Source organism: Neobacillus camarae (assembly GCF_054950115.1).
In genome coordinates this window covers 206,187-221,500 of sequence record NZ_JBUCKX010000002.1, presented here as the reverse complement: position 1 = coordinate 221,500, position 15,314 = coordinate 206,187, and the positions used below count along the sequence as shown (strand labels likewise).

At 44.0% G+C, this 15,314-nt stretch carries 11 protein-coding genes; 2 read left to right on the top strand and 9 right to left on the bottom strand.

The window, feature by feature from the left end:
• Positions 1 to 189 precede the first annotated feature (189 nt).
• Positions 190 to 594: a poly-beta-1,6-N-acetyl-D-glucosamine biosynthesis protein PgaD gene (pgaD, locus tag ACY8D0_RS08795; RefSeq protein WP_462410140.1), complete on the bottom strand. Its 405-nt coding sequence runs from the start codon at positions 592 to 594 to the stop codon at positions 190 to 192.
• Positions 591 to 1,817, bottom strand: coding sequence for a poly-beta-1,6-N-acetyl-D-glucosamine synthase (gene pgaC, locus ACY8D0_RS08790; RefSeq protein WP_462410139.1), 1,227 nt, complete (start codon positions 1,815 to 1,817; stop codon positions 591 to 593). Before pgaC ends, pgaD begins: the two co-directional genes overlap by 4 nt.
• Before the next feature lie 233 nt (positions 1,818 to 2,050).
• Between pgaC and gdhA the strand changes: the two genes are divergently transcribed.
• Both gdhA and ACY8D0_RS08780 read left to right on the top strand, forming a co-directional pair.
• On the top strand, positions 2,051 to 3,433 hold the full coding sequence (gene gdhA, locus ACY8D0_RS08785) for an NADP-specific glutamate dehydrogenase (protein ID WP_462410138.1): 1,383 nt from the start codon (positions 2,051 to 2,053) through the stop codon (positions 3,431 to 3,433).
• An 86-nt stretch (positions 3,434 to 3,519) separates the two neighbouring features.
• Entirely contained in the window at positions 3,520 to 3,645 is a 126-nt protein-coding gene (locus tag ACY8D0_RS08780) for a DUF4023 domain-containing protein (RefSeq protein ID WP_462410137.1), read from the top strand.
• A gap of 152 nt (positions 3,646 to 3,797) precedes the next feature.
• On the opposite strand, the gene ACY8D0_RS08775 is transcribed toward ACY8D0_RS08780, so the two are convergent.
• The 7 genes from ACY8D0_RS08775 to ACY8D0_RS08745 form a co-directional block, all read right to left on the bottom strand.
• A complete protein-coding gene (locus ACY8D0_RS08775) occupies positions 3,798 to 4,406 on the bottom strand; it encodes a hypothetical protein (RefSeq protein WP_462410136.1) in 609 nt (202 codons plus the stop codon).
• A gap of 13 nt (positions 4,407 to 4,419) precedes the next feature.
• A complete protein-coding gene (locus tag ACY8D0_RS08770) occupies positions 4,420 to 5,592 on the bottom strand; it encodes an Alp7A family actin-like protein (RefSeq protein ID WP_462410135.1) in 1,173 nt (390 codons plus the stop codon).
• A gap of 461 nt (positions 5,593 to 6,053) precedes the next feature.
• A complete protein-coding gene (locus tag ACY8D0_RS08765; protein WP_462410134.1) occupies positions 6,054 to 7,481 on the bottom strand; it encodes a L,D-transpeptidase in 1,428 nt (475 codons plus the stop codon).
• 186 nt (positions 7,482 to 7,667) lie between these two features.
• Positions 7,668 to 9,101 (bottom strand): sigma-54 interaction domain-containing protein, encoded by a 1,434-nt coding sequence (locus tag ACY8D0_RS08760; RefSeq protein WP_462410133.1) that lies wholly within the window; start codon positions 9,099 to 9,101, stop codon positions 7,668 to 7,670.
• Between the two features lie 126 nt (positions 9,102 to 9,227).
• Entirely contained in the window at positions 9,228 to 10,013 is a 786-nt protein-coding gene (locus ACY8D0_RS08755; protein ID WP_462410132.1) for a 3-hydroxybutyrate dehydrogenase, read from the bottom strand.
• A gap of 52 nt (positions 10,014 to 10,065) precedes the next feature.
• Complete coding sequence (locus tag ACY8D0_RS08750) at positions 10,066 to 11,505, bottom strand: GntP family permease (protein ID WP_462410131.1); 1,440 nt, start codon at positions 11,503 to 11,505, stop codon at positions 10,066 to 10,068.
• Positions 11,506 to 12,169: 664 nt separating this feature from the next.
• Positions 12,170 to 15,253, bottom strand: a complete 3,084-nt coding sequence (locus tag ACY8D0_RS08745; RefSeq protein ID WP_462410130.1) for an efflux RND transporter permease subunit — start codon at positions 15,251 to 15,253, stop codon at positions 12,170 to 12,172.
• Positions 15,254 to 15,314 lie beyond the last annotated feature (61 nt).

Genomic DNA, 15,314 nt, shown 5'->3' with positions numbered 1-15,314 from the left:
ATTTTGTTTTATTTCGAATGATATGTTCATTATATTGAACAGTAAAAAATAATAAAACAGGCAATTTTCCACAAAATTCACAATAAAGAACACATTTTGTTCGTTTTACTTCATTTTTCTGCCAGTTTCTTACTTTTTTAAAAAAAGAAAATCCCCACATGCCAGAGCTATGGGGGATTGTATCGTCAGTTATAAAAAGTTCTTTTCTATTAGTATATATTTGTCAGAGTGATACTTTTCCACTTCCACTGGAGGTAACTGAAAGTATTGTGCGAGTTCTTCTTGAGATACGTGATCTGGAAAGCCTCTCCGGTCTAATTTTCCATATCGATGGTAATTATATTTTCCCCAGGCAAACAGGACGATAAAGGATACAACCGATATGAAGAGCGTCATAGAAAAGATAAAGACTGTGTCCTTAATTGATCCAAAAATAAATAATTCGTTGTAAATATAAGTACTATTAAAAGCCCATAGCAATAGGGAAGTAAATATTTGTATAGATAGCCCGATCATCACTAACCATCCAAAAATGGTAGCCATCATCTCGGCAACCTTCCACCGTTTCTTTTGTCTGCCATCAATTATATTCATAGATTGATACCTCGGTCCGGACTATCCCAGACTCCCAATTTTTTTGATTTGCTTTTAAAAATGGCTTTTGGCAACGCGCGTATCACAACTAATGCATTAAAATACCAGTAAAAGCTAGGATACCAGATGGCCCATAAATAGTAGTTTAATAGATTATGATCATACTTTCTTTCAATTAACATGGCTGTGCCAAACTGAATCAGGCAAAGGACGGATAAATAGGCACCTGACCAAAATAAAGGCCAGTATAAATTATGGGTGATGGCCATATCCAATAGGCTTATTACCAATAATGCAAACCAGGTAATAGCCCATATGATACTGGTAATTTGCTCAAGATAGATGGGCAGCAGCCGCCTATGTCTCCAATCGAAAAATATATCCCAATGCCTAATGATGACCTCCATGCCCCCCTGTGCCCAACGCACCCTTTGCTTCCATAATCCGCTTAGCGTCTCTGGAACAAGCATCCAGCAAATAGCGCGCGGCTCATAGCGGACATCCCAAAATCGTTTTTGCAGTTTCCAGGTCACTCCGATATCTTCTGTAATGAGATCCCTGTCCCATAAACCGCAATCCAATAAAGCCCTTTTCCTAAAGGCAACCACCACACCTGATACTGTCATTAGTTTTCCTAAAATTCTTTGAGACCTTTTGATCAGACCAATAATACTAGAGAATTCGCACAATTGCACCTTTGCCAGCAGTGAGCTCCGGTTCCGGACTCTCGGATTGCCTGTAACCGCACCAACTCGTTCACCATTTTTCTTGGTAGTAAAATGAGGGACAAAATACCTTAGTGCATCCCGATCTAAATAAGAATCAGCATCCACGCAGACCAGTATTTCTCCTTTAGAGGCTAGGAGACCTAGATGAAGCGCATTTGCCTTTCCTGAGTTTTCCTTTAGATCGATAACCCTTAAAAGAGCATTTTCCATACAAAGTTTTGAAAGAATATTGGATGTTCGATCTACACTTCCATCATTTATGGCTATGATTTCATAATTCGGGTAGTTTAAATCAGATAATCGATTAATTGTATCAACAATTGTGTCTTGTTCATTAAAGCAGGGCACTAAAATGGAGACCATGGGAGTTTCTAATAGAGGAAGCGGTCCTTGTTTTTCTCGCCGATAATAAAATAATAACCCGCCAATTATCCACAGAGTGCACATCACTAACGGGTACCAAAAAACAAAAGCAGAGAACAATTTAAATATCAAAGGTTTGCCACCTTTCTAATAACAGGACTTTTTAACTATATTAATTTAATTTATTATATATCGGATTAAGTCGAATATAAACAAAAATGTTGTAAAATGGAAGTCTTTCATTCAACAAAAACTGACAGAAACCTAAGGCAGGGGCTTTCTCCATTATTGCTTAATATGGTTTAAATATTATACAATTATAAAATAAAAAGATTGAAAATTCGATTAAGTGTGAGGGTGAGTTTATGCAATTGGTTGATTATGATGAGCAATTAGATGAGTCGTCTGCAAGGTTTTATGTAAATCAGGTGTTTGAGACAGTGAAGCAGCGGAATCCCCATGAGCCGGAGTTTCTTCAGGCCGTTAAAGAGATTTTTGATTCTCTTGTCCCTGTGTTTGACAAGCATCCTGTCTACCGGCAACAGGCAATCCTAGAACGGATTGTAGAGCCGGAACGATTTATTATCTTTCGGGTGACATGGGTGGACGACTCCGGAAAGGTTCAAGTAAACCGCGGATTCCGCGTCCAATTCAATAGTGCTATTGGACCCTATAAAGGCGGCTTAAGGCTCCATCCCTCCGTTAATGCCAGCATTATCAAGTTTCTCGGGTTTGAGCAAATTTTTAAAAACTCCTTAACCGGCCAGCCTATTGGCGGCGGGAAGGGGGGCTCCGATTTCAACCCTAAAGGGAAATCCGACGGTGAAATCATGCGGTTCTGCCAAAGCTTTATGACCGAACTATATCGCCATATCGGACCCGATGTGGATGTTCCTGCGGGGGACATCGGAGTAGGGGCCAGAGAAATCGGCTACCTATTTGGGATGTATAAAAGAATTCGCGGCGGCTTTGAAGCAGGTGTGCTAACCGGAAAAGGCCTTAGTTATGGAGGCAGCCTCACCCGTACCGAAGCAACCGGGTACGGAACTGTTTATTTTGTCGAAGAGATGCTAAAATCCAAAGGCTTGTCCTTTGAAAATAGCAGAGTGGTCGTTTCGGGTTCCGGGAATGTATCAATTTATGCCATCGAGAAAGCGGCCCAGCTTGGGGCAACCGTGGTGGCCTGCAGTGACTCCAACGGCTATATTATTGATGAACATGGCATTGATTTAGCAACAGTTAAAAGAATCAAAGAAGTAGAGCGCAAGAGAATTAGCGAGTACGTCACCTATCATCCGGAAGCCCAATATTTCGAAGGCTGCTCGGGCATCTGGTCGGTTCCATGCGACATCGCCTTGCCATGCGCCACCCAAAATGAAATTGATACCCAAGCAGCCGAATTGTTGGTGGCAAACGGGGTAAAAGCAGTTGGAGAGGGAGCCAATATGCCTTCCACACTCGAGGCGATTGAAGTCTTTCTGAAAAATAACGTTTTGTTTGCTCCTGCTAAAGCGGCCAACGCCGGCGGGGTAGCTGTATCGGCATTGGAAATGGCCCAAAATAGCGCCCGACTAGCTTGGACCTTTGAAGAGGTTGACCAAAAGTTACATCAAATTATGACAAACATTTATCAAACCAGTATGAAGGCAGCAGAAGAGTACGGCCATCCAGGCAATCTAGTGGTCGGTGCCAATATCGCCGGTTTCCTAAAAGTCGCAGACAATATGGTAGCCCATGGAATTATTTAACTAATTGGATTTTGCCGGCCCCGCATGATATCCCGTCTTATTGGACACATTAACGATTGTCCAATGGATAAGGAGGGTTTAGCCGGATGGATCAAGAAAGCACACATGAGTTTGTGGAAAAAATCCACGACAAACAAGCAAAGGACCAAAAGAACCGCCAGAATCAAGGGAGCAACACGCCCAGCAAAAAGCTGCCGAATAAACAGCACTAATCTGGCGGTCGAAGGTCTAAAAAAACACATCAGAAAGCCCCGCACCGAATGGAGCGGGGCTTTTCATTAAATAGAAAAAGTATATAATTTTAGGCTTTGAGAATTGTCCAGCTCCAGGCCATACGGCGCTGACCAGGGCGCTTCCGCTTTTCTTATTTATTCATGTTAGCTAGAAATCCGCCAAGCAGGTCATCCGCATCCAATTCTTCCTCATCCTGTTCCTCGGCAGCTGAGGTCTCTTTGACGGCAGTTTCCCAATCAAACATACTTAGGTCATCATCGTCGATAATATCCTGATCGGGAGGGGAGGGGGGTTGCTCTTGGCTAACCTCAACTTCTTCAACCGGCGTCTCATCGATGTGAGTTTGCCCATTAGAAAAATTCTCCTGCAGATATAAAGCCTCATCAATATCTACCGCGTTGCTGGTTAATGAGGCCAGTAAAGAGGTGGAACGGACAGGGTCGGCAATTAGTTGGTATAAAATGCTTCCCAACAGAGCTTCCGAGTGCTCATGCTTCAGCCAATCCCGCTGTGCTTTGGTCAATTTCCTCGGCAGCGGAATCGTGATGGTTTCCTTTTCACGTGAAAAGGATTGGCCGACTCCCTGCAGAACATATTCCGCAATGGTGCTGGAAAAATTCCTTCGTTCTGTTTCTTTTATTTTTTGCAACTGTTTTAACAGGTGATCGGGTGTATCGGAGGGGAGCCGAAAGGAGATAGCTTGCCCCCTCGTGATTTCACTTGCGGCAGACTTTTTCATGGGATCACCTTAATTAATTTTTCACTGGCTGCTTGTCGGCTTTTGGCTTCTCTTGTTTACGGACATAATCCATGATTAGCTTATAGTAGGCATTTGCCATCATCCAGATACTTTCTTTATCATCCTCAAAAAACTCAATATTGTACCCATCCAAATTATTATTCAAGGTTTTAATATAATCTTTCAGGACATGGGCACCGCCGCCGACAAAATAGCAAATTTCCGACTGGGAGTTCCTTTGCCAAACATTGCGCAGCAGGCGATATTGCTTTTTGGCCAGTTCCAATAAGATGCGGTCCGTAATGTCGTGGACACTGGTGCGGCTGCCTTTGACCATGATATGGTTGCGATCATTTTTCCTGGTAATGATTTCTACCACATCGCGGCGGCTGTCAAGTTCAACCCCATGCTTCTTGCGGATTTCCTCGCGGATGGCTTCTAATGATTCCGATACCCCAAGGTTGAAACCTTGCGCTTTATCATCGTCAACATTCCGGTTTTTAATGACGGCAATATCTGTCGACAAACCACCGATGTCTTGGATAAGGATTCGCTTATCAATTAAGTCTTTGTTGATAATTTTCAAATTATTGTCCATGACCAAATTAATATAGGCGGCAAAGCCTTCTGGATATACTTTCACTTCATTAAATTTAATATTTACTTTCAATCCTTGATATTTTGGGGTAACCAAAAATTCCACTTGATGTACCGATGAAACCAATTTAGAACGGTATCCGGCATCTTTGCCTTCCTTTACTTCACGAAGCGGGAGGCCTGTTCCCAATGTATAGTTCGCGTCAATGACATTCTTGTTGCGCGGGAAAATTTGCCCGTTTTCATCCTTCACAGCATCAAGGGCAAGGGTAGCAAACAGCATGACCAGGGTTTGGTCTTCTTCCGACTTACTTGAACCTGGGTCTAGTTCCGTCGCATTATTGTTTTTCGTTGCCAACTGGCCAACTCGATAAATGGCATTATTGTCTTTTAAAGCAGGGGAGTGGACTTTAATATGAATCCCGTCCAGTGGATTTTTCGAATCGAGCTCCTCAATCCCGATAACAGGCCTGTCCTCCGTATCCCTCGCAATAATGTTTGGGATATTTAATTCATATTCCAATTCACCGAAAATTGCTTTAATGGAGTCATTCCCCACATCAACAGCGGCAATTCTAGATTTAGTCAAAACTCTCATTCCTTTCCCGATTAATAGATTTATGTAAAAAGGTTTATTTCTATTATTAATGTTAAAGGAGATTACTAGATTGTTCAATAATTACTGAAAAAAAGAAACACAGGTGTAAAATTGTAAACAATGTGTAAACATCAGCGAAACTGTAAACACTTTTGTAAACATCCAACACAAAGTTGTATACATGTTGTTATAACGCTATGTATACAACTTTGTTTACAAGTAAACACGATTGTAAACAACACGTACACAAATTGTATACATGTAAACAAATACGTATACAATGTATACAGCTTTGTTTACATTCAAAAAAACAGTCTCGTCACAACCGTTTGTTCAATATATAGAACAATCCGTTTTACGGTTATCCCTGCCATTAAAAACTTTTTTTAAAAAACAAAGGCACCCTTTGAAGGTGCCTTTGTTCTAATGACATATAACTTTAATAGGAGACTTTAGAGACCCGCAACCTTTACATCATCCATAGATTTGGTCGCCATATCCACACCGACGTAGAGATAGTACCATTTATTTTGATAATTCACCCACCCAGGAACGGTAGCGCTATTTTCACCCAAATAATAAGTGCTTCCGGATATATCGACCCAGCCGGTTCTTAATCCTTCCTGAAGCGGACTGCCGGCTTCTCCTGATTCTATAGGAGAAAACGCCGTTTTAAGTGCCCCTGTTGATTGGATATAATACCATTTCCCCGAGTCATTCACCCAACCAGTTTTCATGACTCCCGCCTTGTCAAAATAGTGCCATTGTTCGTCCTGTTCCAACCAGCCCGTCTTTACCGCTCCATTTGAATCAAAGTAGTACTTACGGCCATTTTCCTCCAACCAGCCTGTTTTCATGGTCCCATTGGGATCCAGATAGTACTTATTGCCGGCATCCGTTAGCCAGCCTGTCTTCATCACTCCGTTTGCGCCCAGATAGTATTTCAATCCGTTATCTTCGACCCAGCCGGTTTTCATGGTCCCTGTCTCGTCAAAATAATATTTTTGGCCATTATCTTCGAGCCACCCCGTTGTCGCTGCCCCGTCCTGACCCAAGAAAAACTTTAATCCGCTGTCATCAAGCCAACCAGTTTTGATAACACCCTCCGGATCCAGATAATAGCGCTTTCCTTTGACTTCTACCCAGCCCGTCTTCATCACGCCATCACTATCCAGGTAATACTTTTTGCCATTGCTGGTTACCCAGCCTGTCTTCATCGCTCCGAGATTATCAAAGAAATACTTTTTGTTATCAATCGTTTGCCAGCCGGTACTTGCCGTTCCGTTTTTATAATAAAACTTTTTCCCGCCTGACTGCATCCAACCGTCTGCCGGTGCGGTTACCCCGGCTACACTGGCACTCGCAGGAACGGCCACCCCATAGCCATTTGCCATAGCAAGTTCATCAAAGCCGCTTGCCGAGTAGGTAATGACGACCGGCGTATTCATTTGCACTTGGTCAAACAGCCAGCGAACTTCTGCGTTGTGCATTCTCACGCAACCCGCGCTCACATATTTGCCAATCGAACTTTCATTACTATTGCCGTGTATCGCATAGGTGGTGCCGTAAGTGCCTCCCACCTCCAACCCCATCCAGCGGTCCCCTAACGGGTTGCGGGGGTCGCCGCCGGGAATGTTATGTTTATAATAAGGCCGATTTTTAATCATGGTGACAATCCTGAATTTTCCTTCAGGCGTTAGTGACCTTGACTTGCCCGTTGCCACTCTGAATGATTTTACCAAGGTCCCGTTATCATAGAATGCTAGAGTGTTGGTTTTTTTATTAATAATAATCATTTGGGAACCGCCATTTGCCTCGGACTGTCCGGCATAAATAAAGAAACTGAGCAACAAAATGATGATGGCCGATAATCTCTTCATATTGATCTCCCCAATTATGTTGTTTTTAATTAAAAAATAACATTTTCCAGAGGAATATTTTGTCATATTTTATCGCAAACCTGTAATAATTTTGTATTTTTAAACTTATCATCTAAAGTTCCATGTAAAAACACCTAAACTATATTATTTAGGTGTTTTTACACATGATCATTATCCGATTTGGGCTTATTGAATGCCATATAAGTTGCATTTGTCATAAAAACTGGTTTTGCTGACCTTCAGCAGTTTTGCCGCTTCAATTTTATTGCCATTGGCCTGGGCAAGCGCCTTTATAATTGCCTGCCTTTCTACCTGAGCCAGTGTTTCTTTTAACGGCTGGACAGCCAAAGGGATAGAGGATGGATTCGGACTGAACAGCGAGTTCGCGCAGGATGGTCCATCATTTTCTTCTTTCTCTTTCGATTCATGATCTCTAAGATATAAGGGGAGATGGATCAGTTGAACCGTTTTTCCATCCAGTACATTGATGGATCGTTCCAAGACATTTTCCAATTCCCGAATGTTCCCCGGCCATGAGTGCTGGATTAGCCGCTGCATGACCGCATCAGAAATCTCCAGACCCTTTCGATAAAATTTAGGCTCGAGTTTCTCCAATAATGCCTTCGCTATGTACGGAATATCTTCCTTCCGTTCCTTTAGCGGGGGGATATCCATTTTAATGACATTCAGGCGATAATATAAATCCTGACGGAAATCCCCTTCTTCCACCAGTTTTTCCAAGTCCCGATGGGTAGCCGCAATAATTCGTACATCAACCGGTATTGGCTTATGACCGCCAACACGATGGAGCTCCATTTCCTGCAGAACCCTTAACAGCTTGCTTTGCATGGATAGAGGCATGTCACCAATTTCATCCAAGAACAAAGTTCCACCATTGGCGATTTCAAACTGGCCCATCTTGCCGCCCTTTTTCGCTCCGGTAAATGCTCCTTCCTCATAGCCGAACAACTCAGATTCCAGCAAATGTTCTGGGATGGATGAACAGTTAATCGCCACAAACGGTGAGGAAGCCCTCACACTGCTATTGTGAATGGCATGGGCAAATAACTCCTTCCCCGTCCCGGATTCACCGTTTAGCAGCACCGATGAATTGCTACCGGATACCCGTTCAGCCAGTTTCTTGACCGCCAGGAAGGCGGGGCTGCTTCCGATTAAATCATTGAAGGAATATTTACTGCGTAAATCCCTTTGGACCTTCGCCTGGTAATAGTTAAGTTCCTCCACTAGATTCTGGATTTTGGTCTTGTACATCAGCCACTCCTCAGGGTTGCGGAACATCACACTACCTACTGCACCAACAAGTTCTCCATTCTCAAATATCGGAAACCGGTTGGCAATCATTTCGCTGCCGTTGATTTTTTGGACTGCTGCCAATTCCTTTTGTCCTGACTGGGCCACAATGTGCATGCGGGAGTTCTCAATCACATCCTGTACCGGACGGTTCACCGCTTCTTTAACTGTGGTCCCGATAAATTCACAATATCCCTCATTTATGTATAAAATGATCCCATTGTGATCCACAATGACCAATCGTTCTGCTAATAGATTCATAATTTGCTCGTGCCAGCTTTTGGGAACTTGTTCAAATGCCCGGTTCATCCCATCACCCCTTGATTGATAAGTCCATTATAGCAAAACATTTTGGAAAATTATGTGTATTCAAACAAAAGAGAATCCCATTATAAAATAGGATTCTCATTATTACAGCTGCAAAAAATGTTGGCCTTACTGTGCGGTATATCCGCCATCCATTACAACCGCCTGCCCTGTTATGCCCCGGCCTTTATCACTTGCGAGAAATACCGCATAATCGGCAATTTCTGAAACAGATAGCAATCTTTTTTGCGGAACAAGCGGCAATAAGACTTCTTCCACTACCTGGTCAAGACTGACGTTCCTTGTTTTTGCCAAGTCAGCCAGCTGGCCTCTGACTAACGGGGTATCCACATAGCCTGGGCATAAAGCATTTACGGTAATCCCGTGCTGGGCGCCTTCGAGTGCGGCGACCTTGGTCAGACCAATGACTCCATGCTTGGCACTGTTGTATGCGGCCTTTCCCGCAAAGCCGACAAGACCGTTTATGGACGCCATGTTGATCACCCTGCCAAAGCCCTGCTCCTTCATGAACGGGAATACATGCTTAATGCCGATAAAGGGTGCGGTTAACATCACTTTTAGTAATAGCTCAAATTTTTCCGTCGGGAATTCTTCTAACGGAGCTACATATTGCAGGCCGGCATTATTAACCAGGATGTCCAGTTTTCCAAAGTGGCTGCGGGCCGATTCCAGGCTATTTTTATAAGCTTCCTCATCCGTGACATCACAAGGAGCGGCAAATGCTGCAATACCCTGCTCTCTTAGCTCTAAAGCAATCTGCTCACTTTTTTCCGCATTCAGGTCGGAAATCACCACGCTGGCGCCTTCCAAGGCAAAGGTTTTGGCCATTTCCAAGCCAATCCCGCTGGCTGAGCCTGTAATAAAGGCTGTTTTTCCTGCCAATGCTTTATTCATGCTATTATCCTCCTAAAATATCAACCTTGCTTTCTCGTAATCTGTCATTCTATCAAGAGATTCCAAATAATGTATAAATAGCAATAATCACAAATACAGCTAATGTTTTAATAATCGTTATGGCAAAAATGTCTTTATAAGACTGTTTATGCGTTAGTCCTGTTACGGCGAGCAATGTGATGACCGCTCCGTTATGGGGCAGGGTATCCATTCCGCCAGAGGCCATTGCCACTACGCGGTGCATGACTTCTGGAGGGATGTTTGCGGCCGCAATGGCCTGGTTGTACTTTTCAGCCATGGCGCCTAAGGCGATTCCCATACCTCCGGAAGCCGATCCCGTCATCCCGGCAAGCGTGCTGGTCGTAACCGCGCCGTTTACCAGCGGATTGGTGAACGTGCCCGAGATACCGTCGCTGATTTTAGCAAAGCCAGGGAGCGCAGCGATGATCCCGCCAAAACCGTATTCCGCGCCTGTATTCATGGTAGCCAGCAGCGAACCGCCGATTGCGGTATTGACTCCTTCTTTAAAACCTGCGCTAACCCGCTTCCAATCATAAGCAATGGAGGTAACAATCCCGACAATTAACGCCATAATGATCGCCCAAATTGAAGCGGACGCGGCGACATCGACAGTATACGCCTGCAAGCCAATTGCCTTAAAATCAAAGCCCTCGGGATACCATTTCGGGATATAGGTCACAAAGAATTTATTGGAAATCCCCACGAGAATCAGCGGAACAAAGGCAAGAATCTGTCTTGCTAACGATTGCTGTGCTGTTAGGTCCGGAACAGATGGCTCGTTGTCAGCCAGCTTTTCTTTCTCCAAAGCAGATGCTGCCTCATCCCCAAACCCATAATAGCCCTCTCCAGCCTTTTCAGCCTTTTTCCTTCTGGATTCGAGATAGAACAAGCCTGTACCGAAAACGAGAATCGCGCCAATGATTCCAAGTGTCGGAGCGGCATAGATATCCGTTTTAAAAAATGAAATTGGGATTACATTTTGAATTTGCGGCGTACCTGGCAATGCGTCCATTGTGAAGGTAAATGCACCAAGAGCGATGGTACCCGGGATTAACCGTTTCGGGATATTGGCTTGCCTAAACATTTGCGCAGCAAATGGATAAATCGCAAATACTGCCACGAATAAGCTGACGCCGCTGTAAGTTAGGATGGCACCCAGTAACACAATGGTCAACATGGCCCGCTTTGCGCCCAGCCATTGAACGATGGTTTTGGCGATGGATTCAGCGATGCCTGACATTTCAACAACCTTTCCAAAAATGGCACCTAATAAGAAAACGGCAAAATAAGATTTAATGAATCCAACCATTTTTTCCATGAATACGCCGGAGAAGAACGGCAGTACATGGCTTGGGGCTACCAACAAGACAGCCAGGAGCGCACAAATTGGCGCAAATAAAATGACGGAGTAGCCTCGGTAAGCCACAAACATTAACAATCCCAGCGCTAATAAGATAACGAATAAATCCATACACATCCCCCTCGCATTTATTAAAAAGGCAAATCCGTTAGTAAGCGTTTACAAAGAATAAAATTGCCTTTGTTTTTATAGTTTGCAAGTTTCATGCCAAAAGGTTTAGGGCTGAACTTACTGAGGTTTACCTTATCTTTATAGGGTTTTCCTTCTGGAAAAGCTGTATCCTTTTCCAGTTTTCAGGAATATCATTCCGTTTTTCATTTCCGGAATTGCGGAATTTTCCGGTTTTTCGGAAGCATTTTACCGGTCCGCAACAATCGTTTCATTACCTAGACCACCTCCAATGGTAACCCATCCATAGTGAGCTCTGCCAGGTCTATACATGAAGTTACCTGACAAGAATTATTGACACCTCTCTTAGTGACCATTGGCTCCCTTTAGGTTCATTTTCGGGCATTAAGTACTCCTCCTAGTGACCGCTTCCCGTTATTTGGTTGGTTTTCGGTCACTAAGACCTCGCCAAAATGACCGTGATACCTATTTTCGTCCTCCTTCAGTCACTAAGCACCTACCTGCTCAGTGACCGGTTTCCCTCTTTATATTGATAAACTGGTAAATCAATAAATACCTCAAAAAAAAGAGGCCGAGTTATCCACTCAACCTCTTAGCATACTATCTTATAGGTAAAACCAAAATTGTCCACGCACTTAACAGTGCATTAGTTTTCTTGGATTTCTTTGCGGTTCTTTTTAAATAGTTTAGACAGCACCTCGTAAACGATTGGAACAATAATCAGGGTCAGCAGGGTAGAACTGGTCAAACCGCCGATAACAGTGATGCCGAGTCCTTTGGAGATTAAGCCGCTGCCTCCGGATCCCAAAGCTAATGGAATCAACGCTCCGATGGTGGCGATGGCAGTCATCAGGATTGGCCGCAGACGGGTTGCCCCGGCTTCCAGAATCGCCTCACGCATGCTCAAGCCATCACGTTCCATATGGATAATCCGGTCCACCAGCACTATGGCGTTGGTAACGACGATACCAATCAACATTAACAGACCCATCATGACCGATACAGATATGGTTTCACCGGCGATTAGCAATCCGACAAACGAACCGATGACCGCAAACGGCAACGAGAACAGGATGGCAAACGGCGCAAGCCCTTCACCAAAAGTCACTACTAGAATAAAGTAGACAATCGCAATTGCGGCAAGCATGGCCATGCCAAGCTGTGTAAATGTTTCTGTCATATCCGCCTGGACACCAGCAACTCCCGCAGTCACACCTTTTGGCAAATCTAAGTTATCAATCTTCTTACCTACTTCAGAAGTGACTTTCGAAATATCGTCACCTTTGACGGTACCGGAAACACTTGCATAGTACTCACCTTTGCTGCGTGCCAGTGTATTTAAGGTGGTTCCTTTCTTAACGGTCACCAGCTCCGACAACGGCATCGTATTGCCAAGGGCTGTCGGTACCGGCGTATCCAAAATGTCATCAATGGATTTCGGCTGCGCTGATTGTTTTTGCTGAACAATCACATCCAGCGATTCTCCGTCTTTTTCAACGGTGGTCAGCACATCTTTTGTGTTGTCCGGACTTAACATCATGACGATTTGACCCGTTGTCAAACCATATTTCATCAATTCATTTTGGTCCGTTCTAAACGTATACTCCACATAAGGATCCTCAAGACTCGAGGTCACCTTTTCCAAACCATCATTCTTCTTCAGAATATCTTCAGCCTTTTTAACCGATGAAGTCAGTTTATCCAGGTCTTCACTATAGAAGGTGTAGCTGACTTCATTTTGATTCATCGACATAGAAGAGAAGTTTTGGCTCTTCCACTTGCCGGACTGGCCGAGACTGGTCACATAGTCCTCGATTTCTTTGCGGACTTCAGGGAAGTTCTTCATGTCAGGATCAAAGATGAGGTACATTAACGCGCCATCTCCGCCCCCGCCCATCATCGCTGCTGTCGGATCGCCGCTTTCTGTGACGGACATTTGGACAATATCAATATCTTCCCTTTTTAACATCTTCTCTTCCACAGCTTGAACATTCTTTAACGTATCTTCTTTCAGATCACCGGTTCCAGGGGTATAGGTCAAGTACATGACCTTTTCTTCCTCACTGCCCATGAAGCTGAAACCAATTACCGGCGTTAAGGCTAAACTGCCTGCCAATAAAACAATGGCCAGAACAGAAGTGATCACTTTATGGTTAAGCGCCTTTTCCAGCACTCCTTTATACCATTTCGCCAGTTTACCGGCTTCCTTATGGCTGGATTCTGTTTTGACGCCATATAATTTTTTCTTAAATAAACCGTGTGCCAATGCAGGAACAACGGTAATTGCCACAAGCAGCGAAGCGCCCAGCGCAAACGTCATCGTTAAAGCAAATGGGGCGAACAGCTCGCCGACCATCCCGCCAACGAAAATAAGTGGGGCAAATACGGCAACTGTTACTAATGTCGATGCCAAGATAGGCTTGAACATTTCGATTGTCGCTTCACGAATTAAGGCCCTGCCGTTCAGTTTTTCTCCCTTCAGGTGCAGGCGGCGATAAATATTTTCCACTACCACGATGGAATCGTCGATAACCCGGCCAATGGCCACGGTAACCGCTCCAAGTGTCATGATATTTAAGGTAATATCCAGCCAGTGCAGCAGCAGGAAGGCCATGAACACTGATACCGGAATCGAGATAATTGAGATAATCGTTGATTTCACATCCCGTAAGAACAGCAGGATGATTAACACGGCAATCAGACCGCCGAATACTGCCTTTTCTACCATGGTAGAAATGGAGTCTTGGATCGGCTTTCCCTGATCAAGCGTTACATTAATGGTTAACCCGGCGATTTTTGACTCTTGGTCTTTAATCAAATCTTTTACTTTGTTGACCACATCCACGGTATTGGCTTGCTGCTCTTTCACAATCTGAATCGCAATCGCATCCTTGCCATTCGTCCGTGAAACAGACTGTACTTTGCCGACCGTTTCAATTTTTGCAATATCACTTAACTTAATAAATGGTGACGGATTCGCAGCGGATGGGGTAACCGGAATCATCATGTTCTTCAATTCATCGATGGTCATAAACTTCCCGTCAATCGATACTGCCTGTTCCCCCTCCTTAAACTCATACAATCCTAAGGAAACAGCCATGTTGCTTGCCTGAATCATCTGTTTGACTTTATCTTCCGTCAGTCCATACTGGGCCATTTTGGCCTCATCATAAGTAAGATCCACTTCTTCAATATGCTGCCCGGTAATCGCAGCAGAAGCTACACCATCAATTTTTTCAATTTTAGGAAGCAGAATATCTTCTACTGTCGAAGTCAGTTCGACAATATCTTCTTTGGAGCTGCTGGCACTAAGAGCAACAACCGGCATCATATTCATGCTGATGGCGGTTATTTTCGGCTCTTGGGCACCGTCCGGCAATTTGACAGCATCTAACGCCGATTCCAATGCCCGCTTCGCCTCATCCATGTCGATTCCATACTCATATTCCACCTGGAGGCTTGACATGTTGGAATAGGAATTGGAATAAACAGCTTTCACATCCTCAAGTCCTTCGACTGCCTTTTCAATCGGCATCGAAATGTCATTCATTACTTTTTCAGGGGTGGCACCCGGATACACATCCATTATCATTAAATATGGAATCGATATATTTGGTATCGTCTCCATGTTCATGCGGGTACCCGAATAAATGCCCGATACCGTAATAATAATGGTAAGCAGCCAGACTGCCAGTTTATTTTTCAAAACAAAATTGACTAACCCTTTCACTATTACACCTACCCTTGATTGACTTGTTGCACTCAATTACCTATAATAATGACCAGTCAGT

Bases quoted from the DNA above. Each gene is read 5' to 3' on its own strand.
- pgaD (WP_462410140.1), bottom strand. From the start codon at position 594: ATGAATATAATTGATGGCAGACAAAAGAAACGGTGGAAGGTTGCCGAG.
- ACY8D0_RS08750 (WP_462410131.1), bottom strand. From the start codon at position 11,505: ATGGATTTATTCGTTATCTTATTAGCGCTGGGATTGTTAATGTTTGTG.
- ACY8D0_RS08765 (WP_462410134.1), bottom strand. From the start codon at position 7,481: ATGAAGAGATTATCGGCCATCATCATTTTGTTGCTCAGTTTCTTTATT.
- gdhA (WP_462410138.1), top strand. From the start codon at position 2,051: ATGCAATTGGTTGATTATGATGAGCAATTAGATGAGTCGTCTGCAAGG.
- ACY8D0_RS08755 (WP_462410132.1), bottom strand. From the start codon at position 10,013: ATGAATAAAGCATTGGCAGGAAAAACAGCCTTTATTACAGGCTCAGCC.
- ACY8D0_RS08780 (WP_462410137.1), top strand. From the start codon at position 3,520: ATGGATCAAGAAAGCACACATGAGTTTGTGGAAAAAATCCACGACAAA.
- ACY8D0_RS08775 (WP_462410136.1), bottom strand. From the start codon at position 4,406: ATGAAAAAGTCTGCCGCAAGTGAAATCACGAGGGGGCAAGCTATCTCC.
- ACY8D0_RS08760 (WP_462410133.1), bottom strand. From the start codon at position 9,101: ATGAACCGGGCATTTGAACAAGTTCCCAAAAGCTGGCACGAGCAAATT.